25 protein-coding genes, 1 pseudogene and 1 riboswitch are annotated in these 26,960 nt (G+C 51.7%); of the genes and pseudogenes, 24 read left to right on the forward strand and 2 right to left on the reverse strand.

Annotated elements, in window-relative coordinates:
* Positions 1 to 44 precede the first annotated feature (44 nt).
* The 7 genes from H9Q78_RS12110 to H9Q78_RS12140 all read left to right on the forward strand — a co-directional run bounded on the left by H9Q78_RS12110 (position 45) and on the right by H9Q78_RS12140 (position 6,559).
* The gene (locus H9Q78_RS12110; RefSeq protein WP_249301981.1) at positions 45 to 461 is read left to right on the forward strand and encodes a YjdF family protein; all 417 of its coding nucleotides are present in this window, start codon (positions 45 to 47) and stop codon (positions 459 to 461) included.
* Positions 462 to 561: 100 nt separating this feature from the next.
* A riboswitch (FMN riboswitch) is annotated at positions 562 to 690 on the forward strand.
* Positions 691 to 936: 246 nt separating this feature from the next.
* On the forward strand, positions 937 to 1,779 hold the full coding sequence (locus H9Q78_RS12115; RefSeq protein ID WP_249301982.1) for an ECF transporter S component: 843 nt from the start codon (positions 937 to 939) through the stop codon (positions 1,777 to 1,779).
* A 250-nt stretch (positions 1,780 to 2,029) separates the two neighbouring features.
* On the forward strand, positions 2,030 to 2,371 hold the full coding sequence (locus tag H9Q78_RS12120) for a hypothetical protein (protein WP_249301983.1): 342 nt from the start codon (positions 2,030 to 2,032) through the stop codon (positions 2,369 to 2,371).
* 189 nt (positions 2,372 to 2,560) lie between these two features.
* On the forward strand, positions 2,561 to 3,337 hold the full coding sequence (gene hisA / locus H9Q78_RS12125; protein WP_249301984.1) for a phosphoribosylformimino-5-aminoimidazole carboxamide ribotide isomerase: 777 nt from the start codon (positions 2,561 to 2,563) through the stop codon (positions 3,335 to 3,337).
* Between the two features lie 63 nt (positions 3,338 to 3,400).
* The gene (locus tag H9Q78_RS12130) at positions 3,401 to 4,519 is read left to right on the forward strand and encodes an ROK family transcriptional regulator (protein ID WP_249301985.1); all 1,119 of its coding nucleotides are present in this window, start codon (positions 3,401 to 3,403) and stop codon (positions 4,517 to 4,519) included.
* Between the two features lie 163 nt (positions 4,520 to 4,682).
* Positions 4,683 to 5,741: an NAD(P)-dependent alcohol dehydrogenase gene (locus H9Q78_RS12135; RefSeq protein WP_249301986.1), complete on the forward strand. Its 1,059-nt coding sequence runs from the start codon at positions 4,683 to 4,685 to the stop codon at positions 5,739 to 5,741.
* Positions 5,742 to 5,791: 50 nt separating this feature from the next.
* Positions 5,792 to 6,559: an SDR family oxidoreductase gene (locus H9Q78_RS12140; protein WP_249301987.1), complete on the forward strand. Its 768-nt coding sequence runs from the start codon at positions 5,792 to 5,794 to the stop codon at positions 6,557 to 6,559.
* A gap of 64 nt (positions 6,560 to 6,623) precedes the next feature.
* Here H9Q78_RS12140 and H9Q78_RS12145 read toward each other — a convergent pair whose 3' ends face one another.
* Entirely contained in the window at positions 6,624 to 7,046 is a 423-nt protein-coding gene (locus H9Q78_RS12145) for a putative ABC transporter permease (RefSeq protein ID WP_249301988.1), read from the reverse strand.
* A 153-nt stretch (positions 7,047 to 7,199) separates the two neighbouring features.
* Between H9Q78_RS12145 and H9Q78_RS12150 the strand changes: the two genes are divergently transcribed.
* From H9Q78_RS12150 to H9Q78_RS12210, 13 genes and pseudogenes are all read left to right on the forward strand, one after another.
* On the forward strand, positions 7,200 to 8,510 hold the full coding sequence (locus H9Q78_RS12150) for a bifunctional folylpolyglutamate synthase/dihydrofolate synthase (RefSeq protein ID WP_249301989.1): 1,311 nt from the start codon (positions 7,200 to 7,202) through the stop codon (positions 8,508 to 8,510).
* Entirely contained in the window at positions 8,503 to 9,057 is a 555-nt protein-coding gene (gene folE, locus H9Q78_RS12155) for a GTP cyclohydrolase I FolE (RefSeq protein WP_249301990.1), read from the forward strand. Before H9Q78_RS12150 ends, folE begins: the two co-directional genes overlap by 8 nt.
* Before the next feature lie 153 nt (positions 9,058 to 9,210).
* Positions 9,211 to 9,693, forward strand: coding sequence for an HD domain-containing protein (locus H9Q78_RS12160; protein WP_249301991.1), 483 nt, complete (start codon positions 9,211 to 9,213; stop codon positions 9,691 to 9,693).
* Between the two features lie 18 nt (positions 9,694 to 9,711).
* Positions 9,712 to 10,524 carry a dihydropteroate synthase gene (folP, locus tag H9Q78_RS12165; protein ID WP_249301992.1) on the forward strand — a complete coding sequence of 271 codons (813 nt, stop codon included), beginning with the start codon at positions 9,712 to 9,714 and terminating at the stop codon, positions 10,522 to 10,524.
* Between the two features lie 65 nt (positions 10,525 to 10,589).
* Complete coding sequence (folK, locus tag H9Q78_RS12170; protein ID WP_249301993.1) at positions 10,590 to 11,411, forward strand: 2-amino-4-hydroxy-6-hydroxymethyldihydropteridine diphosphokinase; 822 nt, start codon at positions 10,590 to 10,592, stop codon at positions 11,409 to 11,411.
* A gap of 35 nt (positions 11,412 to 11,446) precedes the next feature.
* Entirely contained in the window at positions 11,447 to 12,610 is a 1,164-nt protein-coding gene (locus tag H9Q78_RS12175) for a bifunctional chorismate mutase/prephenate dehydratase (RefSeq protein ID WP_249301994.1), read from the forward strand.
* The gene (locus H9Q78_RS12180; RefSeq protein WP_249301995.1) at positions 12,597 to 13,862 is read left to right on the forward strand and encodes an ATP-binding protein; all 1,266 of its coding nucleotides are present in this window, start codon (positions 12,597 to 12,599) and stop codon (positions 13,860 to 13,862) included. The genes H9Q78_RS12175 and H9Q78_RS12180 overlap by 14 nt, the downstream gene beginning before the upstream one ends.
* A 152-nt stretch (positions 13,863 to 14,014) precedes the next feature.
* Positions 14,015 to 15,541 (forward strand): Ppx/GppA phosphatase family protein, encoded by a 1,527-nt coding sequence (locus H9Q78_RS12185; protein WP_249301996.1) that lies wholly within the window; start codon positions 14,015 to 14,017, stop codon positions 15,539 to 15,541.
* A 3-nt stretch (positions 15,542 to 15,544) separates the two neighbouring features.
* Positions 15,545 to 17,692 carry an RNA degradosome polyphosphate kinase gene (locus H9Q78_RS12190; RefSeq protein WP_249301997.1) on the forward strand — a complete coding sequence of 716 codons (2,148 nt, stop codon included), beginning with the start codon at positions 15,545 to 15,547 and terminating at the stop codon, positions 17,690 to 17,692.
* A 91-nt stretch (positions 17,693 to 17,783) separates the two neighbouring features.
* Positions 17,784 to 18,485: a response regulator transcription factor gene (locus H9Q78_RS12195; protein WP_249301998.1), complete on the forward strand. Its 702-nt coding sequence runs from the start codon at positions 17,784 to 17,786 to the stop codon at positions 18,483 to 18,485.
* A 41-nt stretch (positions 18,486 to 18,526) separates the two neighbouring features.
* Positions 18,527 to 19,000 (forward strand): acyl-CoA thioesterase, encoded by a 474-nt coding sequence (locus H9Q78_RS12200; RefSeq protein ID WP_249301999.1) that lies wholly within the window; start codon positions 18,527 to 18,529, stop codon positions 18,998 to 19,000.
* A gap of 62 nt (positions 19,001 to 19,062) precedes the next feature.
* On the forward strand, positions 19,063 to 19,617 hold the full coding sequence (locus tag H9Q78_RS12205; protein WP_249302000.1) for a CarD family transcriptional regulator: 555 nt from the start codon (positions 19,063 to 19,065) through the stop codon (positions 19,615 to 19,617).
* 64 nt (positions 19,618 to 19,681) lie between these two features.
* Positions 19,682 to 19,846 (forward strand): annotated as a pseudogene (locus H9Q78_RS12210) (Fic family protein); the annotation flags it as partial.
* Between the two features lie 8 nt (positions 19,847 to 19,854).
* On the opposite strand, the gene H9Q78_RS12215 reads toward H9Q78_RS12210, so the two are convergent.
* Positions 19,855 to 21,495, reverse strand: a complete 1,641-nt coding sequence (locus H9Q78_RS12215; protein ID WP_249302001.1) for an ABC-F family ATP-binding cassette domain-containing protein — start codon at positions 21,493 to 21,495, stop codon at positions 19,855 to 19,857.
* Positions 21,496 to 21,705: 210 nt separating this feature from the next.
* On the opposite strand from H9Q78_RS12215, the gene H9Q78_RS12220 reads away from it, so the two are divergent.
* Genes H9Q78_RS12220 through H9Q78_RS12235 form a run of 4 tightly spaced genes read left to right on the forward strand, consistent with a single transcriptional unit; the run spans position 21,706 to position 26,942 of the window.
* Positions 21,706 to 22,464 carry an exodeoxyribonuclease III gene (locus H9Q78_RS12220; RefSeq protein ID WP_249302002.1) on the forward strand — a complete coding sequence of 253 codons (759 nt, stop codon included), beginning with the start codon at positions 21,706 to 21,708 and terminating at the stop codon, positions 22,462 to 22,464.
* Positions 22,461 to 24,329, forward strand: coding sequence for an ABC-F family ATP-binding cassette domain-containing protein (locus H9Q78_RS12225; protein WP_249302003.1), 1,869 nt, complete (start codon positions 22,461 to 22,463; stop codon positions 24,327 to 24,329). The genes H9Q78_RS12220 and H9Q78_RS12225 overlap by 4 nt, the downstream gene beginning before the upstream one ends.
* Before the next feature lie 13 nt (positions 24,330 to 24,342).
* Positions 24,343 to 26,235: an alpha-amylase gene (locus tag H9Q78_RS12230; RefSeq protein ID WP_249302004.1), complete on the forward strand. Its 1,893-nt coding sequence runs from the start codon at positions 24,343 to 24,345 to the stop codon at positions 26,233 to 26,235.
* Positions 26,232 to 26,942 (forward strand): TraX family protein, encoded by a 711-nt coding sequence (locus tag H9Q78_RS12235; protein WP_249302005.1) that lies wholly within the window; start codon positions 26,232 to 26,234, stop codon positions 26,940 to 26,942. The genes H9Q78_RS12230 and H9Q78_RS12235 overlap by 4 nt, the downstream gene beginning before the upstream one ends.
* Positions 26,943 to 26,960: the final 18 nt, after the last annotated feature.

Here is a 26,960-nt window from a genome sequence, read left to right on the forward strand (position 1 = left end):
TGGTCGTCCGTTCTTTGTTCATTGAACTTTAAGGAGGAGTGAAAATGGACAGAGAATTGATAACGGTAACTGTGTTTTTTGAGGAACCATTCTGGGTAGCTGTGGTGGAACAGGTTTCAGAAGGAAAGCTGTCGGTGTGCAGGGTCGTTTTTGGCGCCGAGCCCAGGGACTATGAGGTGTATGAGTATCTGAAGGAGCATTATTACCGGCTGCAGTTCAGTCCGGCTGTGGAGACGGGACGGAAGGAAACGGGGAGAAATCCGAAGCGGATCCAGCGGGAGGCGCGCAGGCAGACAGAGAGGAGCGGGATTGGCACACGATCTCAGGAGGCCCTTAAGCTGCAGCAGGAACAGCGCAGATCCGCCCGGAAGGTATCGGCCCGGGAACGGAAAGACGCGGTCAGCGAACGTCAATTTCAGTTGAAACAGCAGAAAAAGAAAGAGAAGCATCGGGGCAGATGATGCCCCGGTGCTTTTCCGAATTCCAGCAATGGTCGCAGAAATATTATGTACTGCTTGTAATTTTTTCGGCGGAGTGTTATAATACATTTTGAAAAAAGTTTACGTTCTTCGGGGCGGGGTGTGATTCCCCACCGGCGGTGACAGTCCGCGACCTGCTTTGGTATATCAGGGCAGCTGACCCGGTGAGATTCCGGGACCGACAGTATAGTCTGGATGAGAGAAGAAGGTGCGTCAGAGAAGTTCTCAGGATAGTGCTTTTGATGCCGATGATACGGTGGGCACGGCCGGAGGACAGAAGGATGACAGAGCATATGCCCCGAATACTTTACGGTATTCGGGGCTTTTTATTCCATAGGAAAGTTCATTGTATTTTCAATAGAATAAAAGATCTCTGGATTTCACACTGACGTACGTCCTCTGATTTTCCTCTGCAGACCGCAGGGGATGCTTACTGGAAGAACAGACAGGAGGAAAAATGAAACGAGCGAAATTACTTACTGTGAAAAACCTGGTGACCATCGCGGTCCTGTCGGCCGTGGCGGCGGTGCTCATGTATCTGGAGTTTCCGCTGTGGTTTGCGCCGCCCTTTTATGAATTTGATTTCAGCGAGATTCCGGTTCTTGTGGGAGCTTTTTCCATGGGGCCGGCCGCCGGTTTTATCATCGAGGCGCTGAAGGTGGTGCTGAAGCTTCTTTTAAAAGGCTCCAGCACCATGGGGGTGGGAGACTGGGCGAATCTTTTGATCGGCTGTGCCCTGGTCATTCCCGCGTCGATGATCTATCGGAAGAATCGGACGAAGAAGGGGGCTGTCATTGGCCTGGCGGTTGGCACGCTGACCATGACCACCGTGGGCTGCTTTTTGAACGCCTATGTACTTCTGCCAACTTATGCACAGGCTTTTGAAGGAGCATGGCAGGGATTTCTGGTAATGGGCGCTTTTACAGCGGCAATCGCATTTCCCATATTCTTTTTCTACGGACGGGAAAAGGGAAAACATCCCATCGCAGTCGGCGTTGTGGTGGAAGCCGCCATTCTGGCGGCGGCCGTCCTGCTGATGAATGTCCTTCATCTGTTTTCCGAAGACAGCCTGGCCGGGCTTGTGGGAATGGGAACAGCGATCAATCCGGCCATAAAGGGGATTTGGACATTTGTGCTTTTGGCCGTTGCGCCGTTCAATCTCTTCAAAGGTGTGGTCGTTTCCTTAATTACTGTTTTGATTTATAAAAGAATCCGTGTTATAATGAAGCAGGCCGACAGTCCCAGACAGACGTCCGGGAAGGCGGAAAACCTGGAAAAGATATCCGGCGGAAAGGCATAATGCGGATGGAAGGACAGAGATCCTGCTGACAGAGGGCAGGAGGCTGTACATGGAGAATAAGGCCGGAGGTGCAGACACCTCCGGCTTTTTATAACATACCTTGACGCACGAAGTGCGCCTGCCCGGAGGGTATGCATTAAGGGATGCCCTTGGGTATACCTTGACGCACGAAGTGCGCCTGCCCGGAGGGCATGAATTAAGGGATGCCCTTGGGTATACCTTTGAATATTTTCAGACAAGCTTTCTTTGTATGATTGAAAGGCAGGAGGAAATCCACTTTCATCCAGGCAGCTCGCTGGCAGCCGGGAAGATCCTGCTAACGGTTTTGCAGCACTTGCCTTACGATAGAATCGGATTGTTCCTCCTGCTTCTCCTCCCGCAACGAAATAAGCTTCCAGTTGTTTTGAAAGCCATCCGAAACGGTGCGGCAGAAATGGCACCGGCAGAAAGATTCCGGGCCGGCCTAAAGGTGAACGCCGCAGGACAGCGGCCGGTGTTCCCCAGGCGGAGGGAGGCAGAAACGAAAAATACCGATTCCGTTTCTGAGCGAATAGGAGACGGAAAATCATCCGGATCTTCCGTCGACATGTGAGCGGTACTGCCGGAGCAGAGATAAAGCGGCCCCTGCATCGCCAGCGAACCGAAATCGTGACGGTCCGGAACTTCTGCCGGTGCCTAACTGGGGTTTGATCTGAGCTTATTAAAAAATGATTCCAAAAAGTATTTCGTATCATTTCATTAAGACCCATCTGTCCAATGACGTTAGAGAGGAGAAAAGGAGATGAGATTCAGGCCTTGCATTGATATCCACAACGGAAAGGTAAAGCAGATCATAGGCGGCAGCCTGAAGGATGCGGGGAATCAGGCCAGGGAAAATTTCGTGGCAGAGCAGGATGCGGAATTTTACGCAGAGTTTTATAAAAAGGACGGTCTGCGGGGAGGTCATGTGATTCTTCTGAATCCTGCGGGATCCGAACATTACGAGGCAACAAAGCGACAGGCCGCAAAAGCGCTGGCTGCCTATCCCGGAGGGCTTCAGCTGGGAGGAGGCATAAACGACCGGAACGCAGAAGAGTTTCTGAATCTGGGCGCGTCCCATGTGATCGTTACTTCCTTTGTATTTCGGGACGGCCGGATGGAGGAACGGAATCTGGAACGCATGATCAGAGCGATTGGGAAAAAAAGGCTGGTCCTGGATCTGAGCTGCCGGAAGAAAAACGGGAAATATTATATCGTGACGGACCGGTGGCAGAAATTCACAGAGGTTCCGGTCACCCCGGAGATACTCAGCCAGCTGTCGGCCGGCTGCGATGAATTTTTAATTCACGCTGTGGATGTGGAAGGCAAGGCATCCGGCGTGGAACGGGAACTGCTCTCAATGCTGGGGGGATTTACCGGGATTCCTGTGACCTATGCGGGAGGAGTGGGGAGCTTTTCCGACCTTCAGGCGGTAAAAGAGCTGGGACGCGGATATGTGGACGTGACCATAGGAAGCGCTCTTGACCTTTTTGGAGGAAATATGAAATATAAAGAGGTACTCGCTTATATGGGGGAATAGACAGAGACATCAGGGAGAATGACAGTGCTGGAATATGGCGGGAACAGGAGAAAAGGGGTTTTCATGGAACAGAAAATCAGCAACGCCGAAACTAAGCGGCTGAATAAAATAAAAATTGCAAAATATATCTATCATCACGGGGAGGCGTCCAAGCAGGAGATTGCCGCCGACCTGGGATTTTCCATGCCCACGGTGCTGCAGCGGGTGAAGGAGCTTTCTGAAGAAGGCGTTCTCGTTGAAGCGGGCGAATATGAATCCACAGGCGGCAGGAAAGCGAAGGCATTGTCCATCGCCGCGGATATCCGTTACGCGGTAGGGCTTGATATCACCAGGAACCACATAAGTTTCGTGCTTTTGGACGTCAGCGGAAAGGTGCGGTATAAAAAGCGGCTGCGGTCTGCGTTTGAAGACGGGGATGACTATTACCGGGAACTGGGAATCCGGCTGGAGGAGTTCCTGGATGCCTGCCGGACAGACAGAAAACGAATTCTGGGAGTGGGAATCTCGATTCCCGGTATCGTGGATGAGGAGCGCAGATGGATGACCCAGTCCCATGTGCTGAGACTGGAGGAGTTCGACCTGGGCAAGGTATCGGCGTATATTCCCTATGAAACCAGCTTCCGGAATGACGCCAACAGCGCGGCTTACGCGGAGCTGCGGGGAATCGGGCAGAATACGATATACTTGTCTCTGAGCAATACAGTGGGCGGGGCGATCTATATAGACGGAGATATTTATAAGGGAGGACATTTCCGGAGCGCGGAGTTCGGCCATATGATCCTGGTACCGGGCGGGACGCCCTGCTACTGCGGAAAAAAAGGCTGTATGGATTCCTACTGCTCCGCAAGGGCGCTGGCCAAGTGGGCCGGGGACGACCTGGACGCTTTCTTTCAGGGCCTGGAACATGAGAATCCGGTATATCAGGCGGCCTGGAGAGATTATCTGGGATATCTGGCGATTGCCATCACCAACCTGCGGATGGCTTTTGACTGTGACGTGATCCTGGGAGGCTATGTAGGAGGCTATATGGACCGGTACCTGGGGGCGCTGGAGGACAATATCCTGGAGTATCAGATATTTGAGTCGGATCAGAACTATGTCAGGACCGGACGATATAAGCATGAGGCGGCCGCTATCGGAGCCGGGATTCGATTTGTAGAGGAATATTTTGACTCCCTGTAATGACAGCGCCGGGGTAAAAAAGCATGGTTTTTTTCGGAATCTGCCGGAGAGGTATTGACAATTTAAGGGGATGGTGGGATAATATACTCACTTAGATAAAAGGCTTTATGAAAGTGTTTGCATTGAGAACAGATTGGCATCCACGAATGGAGGAGGGTAAGCCATGGAAGGCAAAATGAAAGTAGCAGTCATGGAAGGCATCGGAAAGATGGGGTTCACGGAACGGGACATCCCTGCGCCGAAAGCGGACGAGGTGCTGGTAAAGCTGGATTACGTAGGAATCTGCGGTTCCGATCTCCACTATTATGAGACCGGACGCATTGGTGATTATATAGTAGAGCCCCCCTTTGTGCTGGGACATGAGCCCGGCGGCGTCGTAGTGGAGGTGGGAGCTGATGTAAAGCATCTGAAGGTCGGGGACAGGGTCGCTCTGGAGCCTGGAAAGACTTGCGGACACTGCGAGTTCTGCAGAGAGGGAAAATATAATCTCTGTCCGGATGTGATCTTTTTTGCGACTCCGCCGGTGGACGGTGTGTTCCAGGAGTATGTGGCCCATGAGGCGGATCTTTGCTTCAAGCTTCCGGAAAATGTGAGCACTCTGGAGGGCGCTCTGATCGAGCCCCTGGCGGTCGGCTTCCATGCGGCGCAGCAGGGAGGCGCTCATGCCGGACAGACTGCGGTCGTGACAGGTTCCGGCTGCATTGGACTGGTTTCCATGATGGCGCTGAAAGCCATGGGAGTGTCCAAGGTGTATGTGGTGGACATCATGGAAAAACGTCTGGAAAAGGCCATGGAGCTGGGAGCGACCGGAGTGATAAACGGAAAAGAGCAGAACGTGGTCGAAGAGGTGAGACGTCTCACCGGCGGCAAGGGATGCGATCTCGTGATCGAGACGGCCGGGACGGAGATCACCACCAGACAGGCCATTGAATTTACGAAAAAAGGCGCGACCATCGTGCTGGTGGGGTATTCCAAGAGCGGAGAGCTGACGCTGCCCATCAGTCTGGCCTTGGATAAGGAGCTTACGTTTAAGACGGTATTCCGCTATCGCCACATCTATCCCATGGCAATCGAAGCAGTTGCCGAGGGAAAAGTGAACCTGAAAGGTATTGTGACCGATGTTTTCGATCTGGACGACGTACAGAAGGGGATGGATTACAGCATCAACAATAAGGCGGAGATTGTAAAGGGAGTTATTAAGATCAACAAAGAAGCAGAATGACAAAAGTATGAAACCGTGTGAACATAAAACAGATGGAAAAGGAGAACGATATGAGTTATTTGGATGAAGTATTTGGATTGACAGGAAAAGTTGCGATCGTGACCGGCGGCGGAAGAGGCATCGGACAGACTGTTGCCATCGGTCTGGCAAAGGCTGGCGCAGAGGTAGTCATCATTGCGAGAAGCAATGCGGATGAAACGGTTGAGAAGATTACGGCGGAGGGCGGAAAATGTTATTTCGTCAGGGCCGATGTGACAAAAGAGGCCGATGTGGACGCAGCGCTGGCTGAGATCATGAAAAAATCGGGCCACATTGATGTGCTGTTCAACAATGCCGGAATCTGTAAGCACCAGGGGACCTTTGAAGCATCCATCGAGGACTGGAGAGAAGTGATCGACGTGAACCTGACCGGCGAATATATCATGGCCCGCGCCGTTGGAAAGATCATGGCAGACAACGGTATTCACGGAAGCATCATCAATATGGCTTCCATGTCCGGGACCATTGCCAATATTCCCCAGTGGCAGTGCTCTTATAACGCTTCCAAGGCCGGCGTTATGCACATGACCCGTTCCCTGGCCCTTGAGTGGGCAGAGTATGGTATCCGCGTGAACAGCCTGAGCCCCGGATATATCGCGACTCCCATGTCTGTGGATACTCCTCAGGAGCTTAAAGATGCGTGGCTGCCTTTGATGCCGATGCACCGCATGGGCAAGCCTGAAGAACTGATTCCCGCCGTACTGTATCTGGCCAGCGACGCCTCCGGCTATACCAATGGAAGCGACGCAATCGTGGACGGCGCTTATACCTGCTTCTAAAGTCATTATTTCAATATACCCATTGGAAAAGGATGTGCCGATTGTTCGGTACATCCTTTTCACTTCAAGAGGGCCGCTTTTTCCTGCACGGGCAGGTATATTTTTCAAAAAACAGCCCCAGGGCAAACCAGAGCGGCGCGAAATCCAGGCGGATGAGACCGTCCACATTGAGCTTGGCGCCGCTGTAATCCCAAGGACAGCGGCCGACTTTCCGCAGAAGCCAGCCCGTACAGTATTCGGTGATGAAGATCAATCCGGTATAGATTCCTCCGCGGCAGAGAGGGCTCTTGTTCAGTAGATCGCTGTGAGAGCAGAGGGTGCGGCTGATCGGGTTGATGGCTGCCGCCATACCGTAGATTGGGAACATAAAGAGAGAGGTCTGTCCGATCATACGCTTGTCATGCTCCATCGTGCGGGAGATCAGGCTGCTGAAACATAGCTCGGCGGTCCAGCCTGCCAGACCGCATTTAATAAAGTTGTTTTCCATGGGGTTAGTATGAGAAATGTATAAAAAAATATGCAGGAAAAAAGCGGTTTTCCTTCGGGAAAGGTTGATTTTGACGGGAAACGTGATAGTATAAAATGATGGATGACAAATAATACATTAATGAACGGACATCCGGGGAGCAGAGAGAGCACAATGGACTTTACGGAAGCAATCGACTATATCGATCAAGTCACGAAGAAAAAAAATATTGTTCTGGGACTTTCCTCCATGAGAGAACTCCTTTCCCGACTGGGAAATCCACAGGATGATCTTTCTTTTATCCATATAGCGGGAACCAATGGAAAGGGATCTACGCTGGCCTTTATCGCGTCGGTATGCAGGGCGGCCGGCTGCCGTGTGGGGAGGTACAATTCTCCTTCTGTCTTTTCCTATTGTGAGAAGATCCAGATAAACGGTGTGCCCATATCGGAGGCCGATGTGGCGCGCCTGATGACGGAGGTTCGGACGGCGGCTGATTCTATGGAAGCGGATGGGCTTTCCTGTCCGACGGCATTTGAGATAGAAACGGCTGTGAGCTTCCTTTATTTCCGTGAACAGAACTGTGAGCTTGTGGCGCTGGAGACCGGCATGGGAGGAGAGACGGACGCCACCAACGTGGTGAAGACCACGGTTTGCAGCGTGATCACGTCGGTCAGTATGGATCACATGAAGTTCCTGGGGAATACCCTGGAGGAGATCGCCCGCGTGAAGGGCGGTATCATCAAGCAGGGGCGTCCGACGGTCCTCTGCGGTCAGAGCAGTACGGTGACCGAGGTTATCCGAGGAATATGCAGGGAAAAGGAGTCTCCTTTAAGGATATCCCGCCCGGAAACAGTGAAGATCGTGGAGACTGGGGCGGACGGGACAGTCTTTGATTATGGCCCCTACCGCGGGGTGAAGATCCCTCTTCTTGGAGCATATCAGGTGATTAATGCAAGTACGGCTCTCGAAGTGGTTGAAATTCTTAAGGAATTGGGCTATGATATTGAAGTGAGCGCGGTTTACGAGGGTATGGCGTCGGTGGTATGGCCGGGCAGGTTCCAAAAGCTTTTGGACAGGCCGGTATTTGTGATCGACGGAGCGCATAATCCGGAGGCGGCGCAGAGACTCAGGGATTCCATAAACTTGTATTTTACAAACAAAAGAATTTTATATATAATGGGGATATTGGCAGATAAGGATTACCGGGAGATCACAGCAATCACCGCGCCCTTGGCGGAGCGGATCTATACAGTGACACCGGGAAGTCCCAGAGCCCTTCCGGCAGAGACGCTTAAAGCCTGTATCGAAGGTCAGGCGGAGACTGTCGGCTTCCACGGGACGGTGGAAGCAAAGGGAAGTCTTTCGAAGGCTGTGAAAGACAGCCTGAGCTGGGCGGGGGAAGAGGATGTGATTCTGGCGTTCGGTTCCTTGTCTTATCTGGGAGAACTGTCAAATGTCTTAAAGGAGAATATCCATGATTGATAGAGAGAAAATCGAAGCGGCCGTCCGCCTTATGCTGGAGGGCCTGGGAGAGGATATCAACCGTGAGGGCCTGGTCGGGACTCCGGACAGGATCGCACGGATGTGCGAGGAGATATACGGCGGTACCGATGAAGAAGTGGCGGTGCATCTTTCCAAGACGTTTCCGGCGTCCGGAAATGAGATCGTACTGGAAAAGGACATTGCCCTTTACTCCATGTGTGAGCATCATCTGCTGCCTTTTTACGGCAAAGCCCATGTGGCCTATGTGCCTGACGGCCGCGTGGTGGGTCTCAGCAAGCTGGCCCGTACGGTGGATGCATTTGCCAGAAGGCCTCAGATTCAGGAGCAGCTGACGGCGCAGATCGCCGACGCCCTCATGACATATTTGAAGCCAAAGGGCTCTATGGTCGTCATCGAGGCCGAGCATATGTGCATGACCATGCGGGGAATCCGGAAGCCGGGCGCGCAGACCATGACCTATGTCTGCCGCGGTGCATTCAAAGAGGATCCGGCTCTCTGCGAACGGGTATTTTCTATGATACGCTGATCAAAAGCCGGATAAGACTGTTTCCGCTCAGTTAAAAGCCTTGCTGCCGAGCAGGGAGCTTTTGCTCCTTTTATGCGCCGGCGGAGGGCTTTTATTTTGTTTTTATCTATGCTATAATTACTCTGATTATGCGTAGAAAGGCATGGGCAGATTATGGAACGAGTGAATCAGATCATTCAGCATGAGACCTTCATCCGGGAGCTTAAGAAGCTGTCCCGCCTGGAGCGGGACAGGGTGTACTGCCGCCACGATATCGACCACCTGCTGAGCGTGGCGCGGGTGGCATATATCACGGCGCTGGAAGAAGAGCTTACGGTCAGGAAGGAAATGATATATGCAGCGGCCCTTCTCCATGACATTGGACGGGCAAGCCAGTATGAGACGGGGATTCCTCACGACCGGGCAGGCGCGCTGCTGGCGGAGACTGTTTTAAAGGACTGCGGCTTTGATGAAGACGAGACCGCGGAGATTCTGGACGCTGTCGGGCGGCACCGTTCCAAAAGTGAAGCGGAGGAACGGCCTCTCGCCAGGCTTTTGTACGCGGCGGACAAGAAATCCAGGGCCTGTTTTGCCTGCAAAGTACAGGCGTCCTGCAACTGGCCTCTGGAAAAGAAAAATTTTAATATCAAACGATAGGGACGGGAAGGCGACAGTATGAAGATCGGAGACAGAGAGTTTGAGATTGGAAAGCACACGTATATCATGGGAATCCTGAATGTCACGCCGGATTCATTTTCAGACGGAGGGAAATGGAACCGTCTGGACGCGGCGCTTAAGCATGCGGAGGACATGCTCTCAGAGGGGGCGGATATCATTGACATAGGCGGGGAATCCACCAGGCCGGGGTACGGCGAGGTGCTTCCCGATGAAGAAGAAATGGAACGGGTCCTTCCGGTCATCGAGGCTGTGAAGGAACGGTTTGAAACGCCGATTTCCATTGATACATATAAAAGCGGGGTGGCGGAGGCGGCGGTCAAAGCCGGCGCCCATCTGATCAATGATATTTGGGGATGCAGATATGACGAGAAGATGGCCGGGGTGATCGCGAAGTATGGAGTCTGCTGCTGTCTGATGCATAACAGGAAGGAACCGGTATATGAGAATTATCTGGAGGAAGTGGCAGACGATCTGAAAAAATCGGCGGCGATCGCGAAAAAAGCGGGGGTGGCGGATGATAAGATCATCCTGGATCCCGGCATCGGTTTTGGAAAGACTTACGAACACAATCTGAGACTTATGAATCACCTGGAGATACTGGCGGGGCTGGGATATCCCGTGCTTTTGGGAACATCCAGAAAGTCCATGATCGGGCTCACGCTGGATCTGCCGGCTGCAGAAAGGCTGGAAGGGACTCTGGCGACTACAGTCATGGGTGTCATGAAGGGCTGCGCCTTTGTGCGCGTCCACGACGTGAAATCGAATAAAAGGGCGGTTCTGATGACGGAAGCTATTCTGAACGCGAAATGACCGGACCCGGAGGGCAGAAAATCCCGCGGGTGAGCCGCGGATGAAACAGACGAGGAATAAACGCTATGGATAAAATAACCATTCAGAATCTGGAGGTATACGCAAATCATGGGGTGTTTCCGGAGGAGACGGCGCTGGGACAAAAATTTCTGGTATGCGCAGAGCTTTGGACGGAGATACGGACCGCGGGGCGGACCGACGATCTGGAGTATTCCATAAATTATGGGACGGTGTGCCAGGAGATCACCAGATTTATGAAGGAACATACCAGCCGGCTGATAGAGGCGGTTGCGGAACAGCTGGCGGAGTATCTGCTTCAGACACTGCCGCTTTTAAAAGGGATTACTTTGGAGATCAAAAAACCCTGGGCGCCGGTGGGACTGCCTCTCGATACCGTATCGGTGAAGATTGAGCGGTGCTGGCACAGAGCTTATGTGGCCTTTGGCTCCAATATGGGGGACAGGAGATCTCATATTGATTCGGGGATACAGGTTCTGCGGGATGATCCGGCGATTCGTGTGGGCAGCATTTCGGATATGATCGTCACGGAGCCTTACGGCGGGGTGGAGCAGGAGGATTTCCTAAATGGCTGCCTGGAGCTGGAGACTCTGCTCACTCCCATGGAGCTGCTGGCTGTCCTCCAGAAGGCGGAGCAGAAGGAAAACCGGGAAAGGCTGGTCCACTGGGGACCGAGGACTTTAGACATGGACTTGCTGTTTTATGACGACGAAGTCCTAGAGGAGCCGGAGCTGGCAGTACCTCATCCGGAGATACCAAAGCGCAGGTTTGTTCTGGAGCCTTTATCGCAGATCGCTCCTTATAAGATGCATCCGGTATTGAAAAAACGGGTGAAGGAGCTTTTAGAGGAACTTTCAGACAGGGAATAAGTGCTTTGCGGCATAGGAGTGTGGGAGAAGAAAAGATGGATTTAAGCGAGCTCAGAAAAGAGATTGACGATATCGACAGAGATTTGGTGCAGATGTTTGAAAAGCGTATGGCTCTCTGCCAGGAGGTGGCGGAGTATAAGATAAAGACGGGCATGCAGGTACTGGACAGGAAACGGGAGGTGGAGAAGCTGGAGGCTATCCAGCAGATGGCGGACTCCGATTTCAACCGTTATGGCGTCCATGAATTGTTCACTCAGATCATGGCAATCAGCCGGAAGCTGCAGTATCAGCTGCTGGCGGATAAAGGGGTCATCACCGGTCTGCCCTTTGAGATGGTGCCGAACCTGCAGAAATCCCGGGCCAATGTGGTTTTCCAGGGAGTGGAGGGGGCGTACAGTCATGTGGCTGCTCTCCAGTTTTTCGGGGAAAAGGCAAAGGTATTCCATGTGAAGACCTGGGATGACGCCATGAAAGCCATCTGCGCAGGAACGGCTGATTTTGCGGTACTTCCCATAGAGAATTCTTCGGCAGGGAGTGTATCGGATGTCTATGACCTGCTGGTGAAATACGATAACTATATCGTGGGGGAGACTTTTGTAAAGGTGGATCATGTGCTTTTGGGACTGCCGGAGGCGGAGATCTCCGATATCCAGACGGTCTATTCCCACCCCCAGGGGCTGATGCAGTGCAGCCGTTTTCTGGAGGAGCACAGGGAGCTTACGAAATACAGCACCAGCAATACGGCCCTCAGCGCCAAGCGGGTGCAGGAAGAAAAGGATATCACCCATGCGGCCATTGCCAGCGAAATGGCCGGCAGCTTATACGGCCTTAAGGTCCTGGACCGGAATATCATGAACAGCCGGGGGAATACCACCCGTTTTATCGTGGTGGCCAGCCGGAAAATGTACGTGGCGGATTCCAATAAGCTTAGTCTCTGTTTTGAAACAAACCACGAGAATGCCGCGCTTTACAACATGCTGTCACATTTGACTTACAACGGGCTAAATATGCTGAAGCTGGAATCCAGGCCCATCCTGGGACGTCCGTGGGAATTCCGGTTTTTCGTGGACTTTGAAGGGAATCTGGGAGACGCGGGGGTGAAGAATGCCCTCAGGGGGATTCTGGAGGAAGCCAACTATTTCAGAATCCTGGGCAATTACTATACGGATAAGGGAAAGAACATCGATGAAAACAAATAATCTGATATTATACCGGGAGCCGGGACATAAAGAGCTTCTGGAAGAGATGGCGGCGCTCATGGAAGGCAGCCGTGTGCCGGACCCCTACAGGATTGCCGGTGCGCTGGTGGAATTTTCCGCTTCTCATGGGTTTAAGGGGAATCTCTGGCACAGTTTTCTGGCTTATATTCTGGCGACCAATGAAAATGCGTTCAGCACCGCCTGTGAGATTCGGGGAAAGGTAAAGGGCACCATCAATTCTCTGGCGCGCCACGATTTTGAGATTTTCAAGGAGTGGTTTGACTATGACCTGGAGCGTCTGGATGAGGAGACGGGGTGCCCGGTATTCGGACTTTTAAAGGATTATGAAAGCACCGGGACTCACAGTAAGATTTTCAACCGGCGCATCCGGGATAATATACAGTCTCTGAGCGTGGCTTTGGCGGAAGCGGAGAGTCCGGAAACCTGGCTGGATATCGTTACAGAATTCTACCGGCATTTCGGAGTGGGCAAATTTGGCCTGCACAAGGCGTTTCGCGTGGAAAGGGAGCAGGAAAAGACCCATATCGTCCCCATAAAGAATATTGAACATGTCTATTTGGATGATCTGGTGGGATATGAACTGCAGAAGCAGAAGCTGATAGAGAATACAGAGGCGTTTGTGGAAGGGCGGGAAGCCAACAACTGTCTGCTGTTTGGTGACAGCGGGACAGGGAAGTCCTCCAGCATCAAGGCTATCCTGCATAAGTATTACGACCAGGGCCTGCGGATGATAGAGATTTACAAGCATCAGTTCCAGGACCTGTCGGCGGTGATCGGACAGATCAAAAATCGGAATTATAAATTTATTATTTATATGGACGATCTTTCCTTTGAAGAGTTTGAGATAGAATATAAGTATCTGAAGGCCATCATAGAAGGCGGCCTGGAGGTAAAGCCAGGCAATGTACTGATCTATGCCACCTCCAACAGGCGGCATCTGATTCGGGAGAAATTCAGCGACAAGGAAGAGGTGCGCGAGGACATGCACCGTTCTGATACCGTTCAGGAAAAGCTGTCCTTGGTGGCCCGGTTCGGCGTGACGATTTATTATGGAAGACCGGAGCCGAAGGAGTTCCAGACAATTGTGAAGACTTTGGCGGAGCGGAACGGCATTTGTATGCCGGAGAAAGAGCTTTTGGCTGAGGCCAATAAATGGGAGCTTTCTCACGGCGGCATATCCGGCAGAACGGCGACTCAGTTTATCACCTATCTGATGGGAAAGCGGAAATAAAATTAGAATGATCGGTCAAAAAGGGTTTCCCGGCGAAGTCTCCGGAAGGAGGAATGTCCGGGGAACCCTCTTTACGTGTTTCTTACTTGCATTTTAGCTGAAAGATGGAGTAAAATAGTAACAAACGAAGAATTCCGGCGAGGGGTGATAAAATGGCAGTTGCGACATTCGCAGCAATCGATGTGGGATCTTATGAACTGGAGCTTACGATATACGAAATCTCTCCGAAAAAAGGGATCGCGCAGTTAAACCGGGTGAGGAAGGTCATCGGCCTGGGGCGCGATACCTATGACAGAGGTATCATCAGTTATGACCGGGTGGATGAGATGTGTAAGCTGCTCTCCAAATTCAAGGGAGTCATGGCAGAGTTCCAGGTGGACGGATATAAAGCTTACGGCACCAGCGCGATCAGGGAGGCGGAGAACCGGGAGGTGGTGCTGGATCAGATCAAGGTCCGCACCGGCCTGGAAGTAGAAGTACTGAGCAACTCGGAGCAGCGGTTTTTATGCTATAAGGCCATCGCGGCCAAAGAAAATGAGTTTAACAATATCATCCAGAAGGGAACTGCCATCGCCGAGGTGGGGTCCGGCAGCATGCAGATTTCCGTGTTTGACAAGGATGCGCTGGTGACGACGCAGAACCTCCAGCTGGGAGCGCTCCGTATCCATCAGATTCTCGCCAAGACAGGCGGGACAAACAGTGATAAAAAGCAGATCATCCAGGAGCTGATCGACAATGATATCCAGACCTTCAAGAAGCTGTTCTTAAAGGAACGGGAGGTGAAGAATATCATTGCCACGGGAGTATGCGCCTTATATATGGGCCGCGGCGCCCATGCAGACAAGCAGCGTATCAGCGTCCAGGAGTTTCAGGAGTTCTATCAGGCGCTGCGGGATATGAGCGAGGAGCAGATTGCGGAGAAATACGATATTCCGGCGGAATTTGTGGCCCTGATCGTCCCCGGGGCCATGGTATATAAAAAGCTGATCGAGATCACGGGAGCCGAAATGGTATGGCTTCCGGGAGTCCGTCTGGGGGACGGCATCGCAGCAGAGTACGCGGAGCAGAAAAAACTTCTGAGGTTTCCCCATGATTTTTCACAGGATATCCTGGTGGCCGCCCGGAATATCGCAAAACGGTATATGAGTGATAAAGAACATTCGGCGATCTTGGAGAAGAATGTGCTGAATATATTTGACAGCATGAGGAAATACCATGGTCTGGGGAAACGGGAGCGGCTGCTCCTGCAGATCAGCACGATCCTTCATGACTGTGGAAAGTATATTAGTATGCGGACCCCGGGAGAGTGCGCGTATAATATCATCATGTCTACGGAAATCATTGGTGTTTCCCATAAAGAAAGGGAGATCATTGCCAATGTGGTGAAATATAATACGATGGAATTCGATTATACGGCGGATTCCTATACGCTCAATAAGGATATGAGAATCATCATAGCCAAGCTGACGGCGATTCTTAAGATCGGGAACGCCATGGACAGAAGCCATAAACAGAAATTCAAGGACATTCGGGTATCCATTAAAGACCAGCAAATGTTTCTGACTACCGATTCATCGGAGAACATCATGCTGGAGGAGAGCCTGTTCAAACAGAAGGCGGATTTCTTTGAAGAAGTCTATGGTATCAGGCCGGTGTTAAGGAAGAAGAAGGGAATATAAACTATGGCAGAGGGAAAGGAATTCCAGAAAAGCGAATATTTCCAGAACAGGGAACTGTCCTGGCTTCAGTTTAATATCAGGGTTCTGGGAGAAGCGAGGGACAAGAGCAATCTGCTGTTTGAACGGCTGAAGTTCTTGTCTATCACCGCCTCGAATCTGGATGAATTTGTAATGGTCCGGGTGGCGTCCCTTAAGGATATGGTACATGCGGATTATACCAAAAAGGATATTGCCGGCATGACTCCCAGAGAGCAGCTGGAAAAGATCGGGGAGGGCATGCATCAGCTGGTGGATACCCAGTATTCCACCTGGAACCGCTCCCTGCTCCCGCTCCTTAAAAAAGAGGGACTTGTCTTTATTCCCCGCCATGAGCTCATGGATGAGGAGCAGAAGCAGTTTGCGGATCAATTTTTTGAGACTTCTGTCTATCCGGTGGTGACGCCCATGGCGGTAGATTCCTCCAGGCCCTTTCCTCTGATCCGGAACAAGACACTTAATATCGCGGCTCTTTTAAAAAAGAAGAAGGGCAGTGAGGGAAAAGGAACCCTGGATTTTGCTACGGTACAAGTGCCCGCCGTGCTTCCAAGGATCATAGAGCTGCCGGGAAAGGACGGCGTGAGGAACGTTATCCTTCTGGAAGAGATCATTGAACGGAATATGAGCAGGCTGTTCCTCAATTATGATATCGTATGCGCGCATCCGTACCGGATCATGCGAAACGCGGACCTGCCCATTGACGAAGAAGAAGCGGAGGATCTGTTAAAGGAGATCGAAAGGCAGCTGAAACGGCGCCAATGGGGCGAGGTTATCCGCCTGGAAGTGGAGGAGAGCATTGACAAACGGCTTTTAAAGATCCTCAAAAAAGAGTTTGTGATCCGGGACGAGGATATCTTTACGATCAACGGCCCTCTTGATCTGACGTTTCTAATGAAGCTGTATGGAATAAAAGGCTTTGACCATCTGAGGCAGAAGCCCTGGGTTCCCCAGGCGGTGCCGGAATTGGCCAACGAAGATGACATTTTTACAAATATAAAAAAGGGGAATATATTCCTGCATCATCCCTATGAGTCCTTTGATCCGGTCGTGGATTTTGTGCGGCGGGCCGCTTCGGACCCTCAGGTTCTGGCCATCAAGCAGACGCTCTACCGAGTCAGCGGAAATTCCCCGATTGTGGCGGCTCTCGCGAAGGCCGCGGAAAATGGCAAGCAGGTGTCGGTCCTGGTCGAACTGAAGGCGCGATTTGATGAGGAAAACAATATCATATGGGCTAAAAAATTAGAGCAGGCCGGCTGCCACGTGATCTATGGACTTTTGGGTCTTAAGACCCACTGCAAAATATGCCTGGTAGTCAGGAAGGAAGAGGAAGGGATCTGCCGCTATGTCCATATGGCCACAGGGAACTATAACGATTCCACGGCCAAGCTCTATACGGATACGGGAATCATGACCTGCGACAAAGCCACCGGCGAGGATGCCAGCGCGGTTTTCAATATGCTGTCGGGATACTCGGAGCCTTTGGTGTGGAATAAGCTTTCCCTGGCTCCACTTTGGCTGAAAAACAGGTTTGTGGCCCTGATCGAGAGAGAAATCAAATGGGTGAAGAAAGGGCATGAAGGCAGGATCATCGCGAAGATGAATTCCCTCTGTGATCCAGTCATCATCCAGAGTCTTTACAAGGCCTCTGCAGCCGGAGTGAAGATCGATCTGATCGTTCGGGGCATCTGCTGTCTGAAGGTGGGGATTCCCGGGATCAGCGATACCATATCGGTCCGTTCCATCGTCGGGACATTTCTGGAGCACAGCAGGATTTTTTATTTTGAAAACGGCGGAGATTATGAAATTTATATGGGAAGCGCGGACTGGATGCCCCGGAATCTGGACTGCCGGGTAGAGCTTCTCTTCCCGGTGGAAGTACAGGAAAATAGGGAAAAGGTACTCCACATCCTGGAGGTGGAGCTGGAGGACAACGTAAAAGCCCATGTCCTGCTTCCGGACGATACCTATGAAAAGCCGGACAAACGGGGAAAAATCCTGGTGGATTCCCAGAGCCAGTTCTGCGAAGAAGCTGTGAAAGCGGCTAGGCCGCCGGTGAAAGGGAGGAACGCGGCGGTAACAGGCAGAGTCTTTGTTCCTAGGGAATCTCCGGAATAAATTGCTCTTTTTGGGTCTTTATGTTAAAATAGGACTGAAATTGCGAAGGAATTGCACTTGAGATTTTTGTGAACAGAGAGGAGGGGCTGTTTTGCCCCAGGTGAATATACTCATCGTAAGCGGAAAAAAAGAAGCGGCGGACACCATAGAGCTTCATCTGGTCAGTGCGGGATATCAGGTGTACCGGGCGGGAAATGCCGAAGAGGGGTTTGATATCCTGGACGAAAAAGCCATTCATCTGGTGATTCTGGGTATGGCGATATCCGGTATGGACGGCGTCACCATGTGCAGGCAGATCAGGAAGGTCAGCAACATTCCGATCATCATGCTCAGCGAAAAGATGGAAAATATGGATAAGATCATCGGCCTCAGAAGCGGAGCCGATGACTATGTGACGGAGCCGGTGAATCCCCTGGAGGTAGTGGCCAGAGTGGGAGCGCAGCTCCGCCGTTATATGGAAATGGATACAGGCCAGGAGGAGCCGGACGGAAAGGATATCCTGTCCATCCGGGGACTGGTCATGGACCGGGTGAGCCGGCAGGTAAAGGTATACGGAGAGGAAGTGCGCCTGACGCCGATTGAGTTTGACGTATTGTACCTGCTCGCCTCCAATCCGGGGAAGGTCTTCAGCACCGATGAAATCTTCAGCCATGTCTGGAGAGAGCGGGTATATGAAGCGAATAATACAGTCATGGTCCATATCAGGAGGCTCCGGGGAAAGATGAAAGAAGATACCAGGCCGGAGAAGATCATTACCACAGTGTGGGGCGTGGGATATAAAATTGAGAAATGATAAAAACGCCGGCGTCCTGCCAGCCTTCAGGAAGGAGTGCCATGAAAGAAGAAAAGCATATGGAGGATTCCATGACGGAGCAGGTTCATCTTCTGTTTCCGACCCATTTGAATGGGGCGGGAAGACTGTTCGGCGGCCAGCTCCTGGAATGGATAGATGAGGTGTCGGGCGTTGTAGCCAGAAGGCACAGCGAATCGAACATCATCACGGCGGCCATCGACAATCTTCAGTTTAAGCAGGGCGCTTATGCAGGGGATACGGTGGTCCTGGTGGGCCGGATAACTCATGTTGGGAATTCCTCCATGGAAGTGCGGGTAGATACTTATGTGGAATCCCTGGATGGTATGAGACGGCCTATTAACAGAGCGTATATCGTGATGGTGGCGCTGGATGAAGAAGAAAGACCGAAGCGGGTGCCCAGGCTTATCGTGGAGACACCAGGACAGCAGGCCGAGTGGGAAGGGGCCGAAAAACGCCAGCGTCTTAGGAAGCGGAGAAGACTGGAAGGATTCTGAAAGAAAAATGCCTTTAATTTTCGGCTTTTTTGTGATATAATAAAATCAGCAACTGCTGTTTTATGAATCTGAGGATTTTTAAATGGCTCCACAGGACTGGAAAGCAGGGTGAAAAATTGTATCGTGTGAATGATGTAGTAGTGTATGGATGCAGTGAGGTTTGTTCCGTCATGAGGATAGGGACTCCGGACTTTTTGGATGGAGGTACGGAATATTACTATCTGCAGCCATTGTGCTGTAAGGGGACGACGCTTTATGTGAAAACGGAAAATCCGAAAAAGAGGATTGTCCGGAAGATCATGAGCGGGCCGAACGCTGAGAAGCTCCTGGCGGGGATACCGAAGCTGAAATCCTTGTATAATGAGGATGAGAGACAACGGCAGAAGGAATATGCAGAGGTACTGCATTCCTGCGAGTTTGAAAAGTGGCTGCAGATGTGGAAAGGGATAAAGGAAGAGAAGCGGAGGCGTCTGGCCCATGTGAAGAAGCTGGGTATCTCGGATGAGCAGAATTTGAAAAAAGTGGAGGCCAGTCTCTTAGCGGAAACTGCTGAGATCTTCCAAATCTCATTAGAACAGGCAGAGGACAGACTGAACGGAGCCTTGATAGAAGGATAATGTACCGGGCGTAAGAGTGATCTTACGCCTTTTAAAGTTAGCGGAAGGTGAAAACAGGCTGTTCGAAGGCGGCTTCCGTTTTGCGCCTCTTATGTATTTAGAAGCGGTTCTTGAGAATATTGATAAGATGCCACAGTCTACGTTTGATGAAATTATAGAAAAATATGTAGAAATGAATATCGCCCATCCCTTCAGAGAAGGGAATGGGCGGAGTACACGTATTTGGCTTGCTGAACTTTAGTTGTCCTCTGCGTCGGATTCCGACAGACTGTAGCTCTTCTGCCGTTTCCGGGCCATTTCATCGCTCTCCAGGTATTCGTCATAGGTGGTGATCTTATCGATCAGGCCGCCGGGCGTGAGCTCCATGATCCGGTTGGCTGTGGTCTGTACAAACTGATGGTCGTGGCAGGAGAACAGGATGACGCCGGGATACTTGATCAGGGCGTTATTGAGGGCCGTGATGGCCTCCATATCCAGATGGTTGGTAGGCTCATCCAGTATCAGCACGTTTGTAGCTTGGATCATCATCTTGGACAGCTGGCAACGGACCTTTTCACCTCCGGACAGGACCTTCACCTTTTTGACGCCGTCGTCTCCGGCGAACAGCATACGGCCCAGGAAGCCGCGGACATAGGTCACGTCCTTCACCGGTGAGAACTGGGTCAGCCAGTCCACGATGGTCAGGTCGTTGTCGAACTCCGAGGTATTGTCTTTGGCGAAGTAAGCCTGGGAAGTGGTCACGCCCCATTTGTAGGAACCCTCGTCAGGTTCCATTTCTCCTGCAAGGATTTGGAATAAAGTGGTTTTTGCCAGCTCATCGGAGCCGACGAAGGCCACTTTGTCATTCCGGCCGAGTATGAAGGAGATGTTGTCGAGCACCTTTACGCCTTCGATGGATTTTGAGAGGTTCTCGACGGTCAGGATTTCGTTCCCGATCTCCCGCTCAGGGCGGAAATCAATATAAGGATATTTCCGGCTGGAGGGTTTGATCTCGTCCAGCTGGATTTTTTCCAGGGCGCGTTTCCTGGAGGTGGCCTGCTTGGATTTGGAGGCGTTCGCTGAGAAACGCTGGATGAATTCCTGCAGTTCTTTGATCTTTTCTTCTTTTTTCTTGTTGGCTTCCTTCATCTGCTTGACCATCAGCTGGCTGGACTCATACCAGAAATCATAGTTTCCGGCATAGAGCTGAATCTTTGCGTAGTCGATGTCCGCGATGTGAGTACAGACCTTATTCAGGAAATAACGGTCATGGGATACCACGATGACTGTGTTTTCAAAGTTGATCAAAAACTCTTCCAGCCAGGCGATGGCGTCCAGGTCCAGATGGTTGGTAGGCTCATCTAAGAGCAGGATATCCGGATTTCCGAACAGAGCCTGCGCCAGCAGCACCTTTACCTTATCGTTGCCGTTTAAATCCTTCATGAGGGAGTAATGGAGCTCCGGGCCGATGCCGAGGCCGTTGAGCAGCGTAGCGGCGTCGGACTCCGCCTCCCATCCGTTCATATTGGCGAATTCTGCTTCCAGGTCGGCGGCCCTGATGCCGTCTTCATCGGAAAAGTCCGGCTTGGCGTAGATGGCTTCCTTTTCCTTCATGATCTCCACCAGACGGGGATTTCCCATCATCACTGTGTCCAGGACCACGCAGTCATCATATTTGAAGTGGTCCTGCTGCAGGAACGAGAGACGCTGCCCGGGGGTGATGATGACTTCTCCTTTGGAGGAATCCAGCTGTCCGGACAGGATCTTGAGGAAGGTGGATTTCCCTGCGCCGTTGGCTCCGATGAGGCCATAGCAGTTGCCTTCCGTAAATTTGATATTCACATCTTCAAAAAGAGCTTTTTTTCCGATGCGGAGTGTGATATTGTTTGCACTGATCATCTAAACTTTCCTTTCTATCTTTAACAGGTCTATTTTTACGGATTTTCCGTTTCCTGGCTATAAGCTGTCAATCCTATATTTTACAGGAAAATCCGCATTTTGCAAGTAAAAGTTTCGGTTGCCTGCATATGCGGGATGGTTTATAATGAAAACTAGCTTTACGCTGTTTGTGATTTACAGACCGGAGTCGGAAATTATTGGGAGAAAATTATGAAAAAAATGATTTCTTGGAATGTCAACGGGCTTCGGGCCTGCGTGACAAAAGGATTTTTAGAGTATTTTAAAGAGACAGACGCAGATGTATTTTGTATACAGGAGACGAAGCTGCAGGAAGGGCAGATTGATCTGCCGGCAGAAGGATACCGCCAGTATTGGAATTATGCGGAGAAAAAAGGGTATTCGGGGACGGCTGTATTCACGAAGGAGGAGCCCCTTTCTGCCGCATACGGCATCGGAGTGCCGGAGCACGACAAAGAAGGCAGAGTGATCACCCTTGAGTATCCGGAATATTATCTGGTGACCTGTTATACGCCTAACTCACAGAATGAGCTAGCCCGGCTTCCCTACCGGATGGAATGGGAGGACGCTTTCCTCAGTTATTTAAAAAAGCTGGAGGAGAAAAAGCCCATAGTATTCTGCGGGGATCTGAACGTGGCGCATAAGGAGATCGATCTTAAAAATCCCAAGACAAACAGAAAGAACGCGGGCTTCACCGATGAAGAGCGGAATAAATTCAGCGGGCTTTTGGAGTCCGGGTTTGTGGATACGTTCCGGTACTTTTATCCGGATAAGACGGAGATATATTCCTGGTGGTCCTACCGTTTCAGCGCCAGGGCAAAGAATGCCGGATGGCGCATCGATTATTTCTGCGTTTCAGAAAGCCTTGCGGACAAGCTGGTGAGCGCGGACATCCATACGGATGTGCTGGGTTCCGACCACTGTCCGGTGGAGCTGGTGATCGCGCTATGAACCTGCTCACCATTGAGGATTTGACGAAGTCTTATACGGACAGACAATTATTTGACCATGTATCCTTTTCGCTGGGCAGCGGGGAGAAGGTAGGGGTCATCGGCATCAACGGCACAGGGAAGAGCACTCTTCTTCGTATTGCAGCCGGACTGGAAGAACCGGACGGAGGCACGGTATCCATGGGGAACGGGCTTCATGTCCGTTATCTTCCTCAGACGCCGGTATTTAAAGAAGGAAGCCATGTCCTTTCCTGCGTGCTCGCGGGGAATGTGACAGAGCAGAATAAATGGGATATCGAGAGCCAGGCCAAAGCCATGCTGAATACATTGGACATACCGGATTTCATGCAGCCGGTGGAGGAACTGTCCGGCGGTCAGAGAAAGAGAGTGGCTCTGGCGAATACGCTGCTGTCTTCTGCAGATATCCTGGTCCTGGACGAGCCGACCAACCATTTGGACAGCGAAATGGCCGGATGGCTGGAGGATTATTTAAAACGATTCAGAGGAGCCGTCATTATGGTCACCCATGACCGTTATTTCCTGGACAGCGTCTGCAGCCGGATCGTAGAGCTTGACAAGGGGCGCCTTTACAGCTACCAGGCCAATTATTCCGGATTTCTTCAGCGAAAAGCGGAGAGAGAGGCCATGGCCCTGGCGGCGGAACGGAAAAGACAGAGCCTTCTTAAGACGGAGCTCGCATGGATGATGCGGGGGGCGCGGGCCAGATCCACCAAGCAGAAAGCCCATATCCAGCGGTTTGAGGAGCTTTTGAACGCCAAGGCGCCGGAGTCTGATGCCAGTGTGGAGATAAATTCGATAAAAAGCCGTCTTGGAAAGACCACCGTGGAGCTTCATGGGATATCCAAGTCCTACGGAAAGAATATCCTTTTAAAGGATTTCACTTATATCTTTTTAAAGGATGACAGGATCGGCGTCATCGGCCGGAACGGCTGCGGCAAATCCACGCTTATGAAGATCATCATGGGGGCGGAGACGCCGGATGAAGGAGAGCTTGTCGTCGGCCAGACGGTGAAGCTGGGCTATTTTTCCCAGGAAAATGAATATATGGATCTGAGCCTGAGGGTGATCGATTATATCCGGAATGTGGCGGAATACGTGCCGACGGCCGACGGCAGTATAAGCGCTTCCCAGATGCTGGAGCGTTTCTTGTTCCCGCCGGATATTCAGTATACGGTCATAGAACGTCTTTCCGGCGGAGAACGGCGGCGGCTTTATCTTCTTCGGGTACTGATGGAAGCGCCCAATGTGCTGATTCTGGATGAGCCGACCAACGATCTGGATATCCAGACGCTGATGGTCCTGGAGGATTATCTGGATACCTTTCCGGGAATCGTCATCGCCGTGTCCCACGACCGTTATTTTCTGGACCGGGTAACAAGAAGGATCTTTGCCTTTGAAGAAAACGGGGCGCTTGTCCAGTATGAAGGCGGATATACCGATTATCAGACAGCAGCGGAACGAAAACGCGCGGAGCAGGAGGCTCTGGATGCTTCCGGGAAGAGCCGGGGCCAGAATGGAAGGGCCGGGGGCCAGCGGGAGAACGGAGAGCAGCCGGCGGCGCAGGCATGGAAGCAGGATTCCCGGATGAAGCCCAGGAAACTTAAATTTACATTTCAGGAGCAAAGGGATTTTGAAACGATAGAAGGGGAGATAGAAGCTCTGGAGACAGAGATTTCAGAAAAAGAGGCGGCCATCGAGGAAGCGGCTGCGGATTATGGCCGGCTTGGCCGGCTGATGGAAGAAAAACAGGAGCTGGAGAGCAGGCTGGAGGAGAAAATGGAGCGCTGGATGTATCTGGAAGACCTGGCCGCCAGGATCGAGGCGGGGGAGACGGTCTCAAAATAAAAGGAGGATAGCCTTGGATAAAATTCAAGTGGAGACATCATGGGTTAGGCCGCTTCCGCTGGGAGCGCAGACAGAAAACGGACGTGTCCATGTGGCATTTACTTCTGAAACGGAAGGGACCGCCAGAATCCATCTTTATAAAAAGGGGAGAGAAAAAGAAACGAAAAGCTTCGTTTTTCCGGAGGAAAACAGGATGGGGGATGTGCGCTATATCGCCCTGTCCGGTTTTCGCCCGGAGGAATATGAATACAGCCTGTCGGTGGATGGAAAGCCGGTTAAGGATATGTGCGCCCGTCTGGTGGCCGGACGGAGCAGATGGGGGACGCAGGCTGAGGCCGGCGAGCCTGTCCGGTATGGGTTTTTAACGGAAGGCTTTGACTGGGGGCAGGATAAAAGGCCGGGCTATCCCTTTGAGGATACGGTCCTCTACCGTCTCCATGTGAGAGGATTTACAAAGCATCCTTCTTCCGGCGTCAGGCATAAAGGAACATTTGAGGGCATTTTGGAGAAGATCCCGTATCTGAAGGGGCTGGGGGTCACCACGGTGGAGCTTCAGCTGCCGGATGAGTTCACAGAACTCCCCGCCGCACAGTCATGTCCCGGCCCATTTGATTCCGGAAGGGCAGAGGGGAAGCTCAATTACTGGGGATATGGGCCCGCATACTGCTTCGCGCCGAAAGCGGCGTATGGACTGCCGGAAAATACAGCCGGGGGTGTGGACGTCCAGTTTAAGCGGCTGGTAAAAGCTTTCCACGAGAATGGGCTGGAGGTTTCGGTGGAGCTTTATTTTGAACCGGACGCGGGGACGCCGTATCTGCTGGAATGTCTTCGCCACTGGGTACAGGAATACCATGTGGACGGCATCCACATCGGCGGACGTTTCGACGCCAGGGCAGTTTCAGAGGACCCCTCCCTGAGAGGAGTCAAATTGTTCGCGGGCGGATGGGACGGGGTCTGCCCTGCCGGAAAACGGTATCTGGCAGATTACCGGGATGATTTTTTAAAGGATATGCGGAAGCTCATCAAGGGAGATGAGGACCAGCTCCGCCCTCTGATCTATCATATGAAAGAAAATGGAGGGGGCAGGGGAAAGGTCAATTTTCTGGCGAACACCGACGGCTTTACCATGATGGACATGGTTTCCTATGACAGGAAGCACAACGAAGCCAACGGTGAGAACGGAAAGGACGGCACCGATTACAACTACAGCTGGAACTGCGGCGTGGAAGGCCCGACTAAAAAAAGAAGGATTCTGGAGCTGCGGAAGCGGCAGCTGCGCAATGGCTGGGTCCTTCTCATGCTCGCCCAGGGAATACCCCTTATCTTGGCCGGAGATGAATGGGGAAATTCTCAGGACGGAAATAACAATGCTTACTGTCAGGACAACGCGGTGGGCTGGGTGAACTGGAAAAAAGGGCGTTTAAATGAAGACATATATCTGTTTTCGAGATTTATGATTCAATTCCGGAGGAGGCATCCGATGCTTCATAAGACGGGAGGTCTGAGGAGCATGGATTATCTAGGAGCCGGCTGTCCGGATTTTTCTGTCCACGGGGAGGCTCCCTGGTATCCGCGGTACGAGAATTACAGAAGGCAGCTGGGCTTTTTATACAGCGGGAAATATGCGGAAGGAAGTGAGGACGAGGATATCTACGTCATCCTCAATATGCACTGGGAGTCTCATGTATTTTCCCTTCCTCATACAGGCGTGCTGTGGCATCTCGCGGTCCATACGGCGAAGGAGGAAATGAACGGGTTTTTCCCGGAGCCGCCTGTTCTGGAGGAGCAGGATTCCTTTAAGCTGGAGCCGAGAAGCATCGCTGTCTTTGTCTCGAAAAGGAGCTCCCGGCCGGAAGCTGAGGAAAGTGAAAGACAGGATAAAAATTGGGAGAAAGCCGGAAAATGACAGAGAAGAAAATAGGACTCAGCGCGCTGGCGCTGAAATGGATAGCGGTGATCACGATGCTTACGGATCACTTGGGGATTGCCCTCCTTGGGACGGCGCCGGACGCGGTCTGCGGGGGCATGAGGATCGCCGGGAGGCTGGCGTTCCCCATTTACTGCTTCCTGCTGGTGGAGGGTTTTTATCATACCAGCAATATTAAAAAATATTTAATACGTCTGGGCGTGTTTGCGCTGGTATCGGAAATCCCCTTTGACCTGCTTTTATTCGGACGGATATTCTATGCGGATTATCAAAACGTATTTTTTACCCTGTTCATCGGCCTGCTGCTGTTGTATCTTTACAGCCGGTTCCTGGCTAATGTGCAGCCCATATACGCCATTATGGCTTTTGTTTCTATGCTGTGTCTGGCGTTTGTGATCCGGAGCGATTATGGGGCAGAAGGCGTGCTGATCATTTTTCTGTTTTATTTTTTCCGCACCCGTCCCGTCCCCATGGTCATCAGTATCGGCATCGTCCTGTTCTTAATGGGAGGGATTGAGCCTTTTGCCATGCTGGCGTTTCTGCCGATCGCGGTCTATAACGGAGAGAGGGGCGGCAGGATTCCGGATTCCCCGGCCAAGCGTATCTGGCAGAAGTATTTCTTCTATTGTTTTTATCCGGTTCATTTAGTTTTATTGTGGGCAGCGGAACATTTTCTGCTCACCTGAAAAAGACGAACATATAGA

Source organism: Qiania dongpingensis (genome assembly GCF_014337195.1).
GTDB lineage: Bacteria > Bacillota > Clostridia > Lachnospirales > Lachnospiraceae > Lientehia > Lientehia dongpingensis.

Coding starts and splice junctions, on each gene's coding strand:
- H9Q78_RS12110 (WP_249301981.1), top strand. CDS start 45: ATGGACAGAGAATTGATAACGGTAACTGTGTTTTTTGAGGAACCATTC.
- H9Q78_RS12115 (WP_249301982.1), top strand. CDS start 937: ATGAAACGAGCGAAATTACTTACTGTGAAAAACCTGGTGACCATCGCG.
- H9Q78_RS12120 (WP_249301983.1), top strand. CDS start 2,030: ATGATTGAAAGGCAGGAGGAAATCCACTTTCATCCAGGCAGCTCGCTG.
- hisA (WP_249301984.1), top strand. CDS start 2,561: ATGAGATTCAGGCCTTGCATTGATATCCACAACGGAAAGGTAAAGCAG.
- H9Q78_RS12130 (WP_249301985.1), top strand. CDS start 3,401: ATGGAACAGAAAATCAGCAACGCCGAAACTAAGCGGCTGAATAAAATA.
- H9Q78_RS12135 (WP_249301986.1), top strand. CDS start 4,683: ATGGAAGGCAAAATGAAAGTAGCAGTCATGGAAGGCATCGGAAAGATG.
- H9Q78_RS12140 (WP_249301987.1), top strand. CDS start 5,792: ATGAGTTATTTGGATGAAGTATTTGGATTGACAGGAAAAGTTGCGATC.
- H9Q78_RS12145 (WP_249301988.1), bottom strand. CDS start 7,046: ATGGAAAACAACTTTATTAAATGCGGTCTGGCAGGCTGGACCGCCGAG.
- H9Q78_RS12150 (WP_249301989.1), top strand. CDS start 7,200: ATGGACTTTACGGAAGCAATCGACTATATCGATCAAGTCACGAAGAAA.
- folE (WP_249301990.1), top strand. CDS start 8,503: ATGATTGATAGAGAGAAAATCGAAGCGGCCGTCCGCCTTATGCTGGAG.
- H9Q78_RS12160 (WP_249301991.1), top strand. CDS start 9,211: ATGGAACGAGTGAATCAGATCATTCAGCATGAGACCTTCATCCGGGAG.
- folP (WP_249301992.1), top strand. CDS start 9,712: ATGAAGATCGGAGACAGAGAGTTTGAGATTGGAAAGCACACGTATATC.
- folK (WP_249301993.1), top strand. CDS start 10,590: ATGGATAAAATAACCATTCAGAATCTGGAGGTATACGCAAATCATGGG.
- H9Q78_RS12175 (WP_249301994.1), top strand. CDS start 11,447: ATGGATTTAAGCGAGCTCAGAAAAGAGATTGACGATATCGACAGAGAT.
- H9Q78_RS12180 (WP_249301995.1), top strand. CDS start 12,597: ATGAAAACAAATAATCTGATATTATACCGGGAGCCGGGACATAAAGAG.
- H9Q78_RS12185 (WP_249301996.1), top strand. CDS start 14,015: ATGGCAGTTGCGACATTCGCAGCAATCGATGTGGGATCTTATGAACTG.
- H9Q78_RS12190 (WP_249301997.1), top strand. CDS start 15,545: ATGGCAGAGGGAAAGGAATTCCAGAAAAGCGAATATTTCCAGAACAGG.
- H9Q78_RS12200 (WP_249301999.1), top strand. CDS start 18,527: ATGAAAGAAGAAAAGCATATGGAGGATTCCATGACGGAGCAGGTTCAT.
- H9Q78_RS12205 (WP_249302000.1), top strand. CDS start 19,063: ATGAATCTGAGGATTTTTAAATGGCTCCACAGGACTGGAAAGCAGGGT.
- H9Q78_RS12215 (WP_249302001.1), bottom strand. CDS start 21,495: ATGATCAGTGCAAACAATATCACACTCCGCATCGGAAAAAAAGCTCTT.
- H9Q78_RS12220 (WP_249302002.1), top strand. CDS start 21,706: ATGAAAAAAATGATTTCTTGGAATGTCAACGGGCTTCGGGCCTGCGTG.
- H9Q78_RS12225 (WP_249302003.1), top strand. CDS start 22,461: ATGAACCTGCTCACCATTGAGGATTTGACGAAGTCTTATACGGACAGA.
- H9Q78_RS12235 (WP_249302005.1), top strand. CDS start 26,232: ATGACAGAGAAGAAAATAGGACTCAGCGCGCTGGCGCTGAAATGGATA.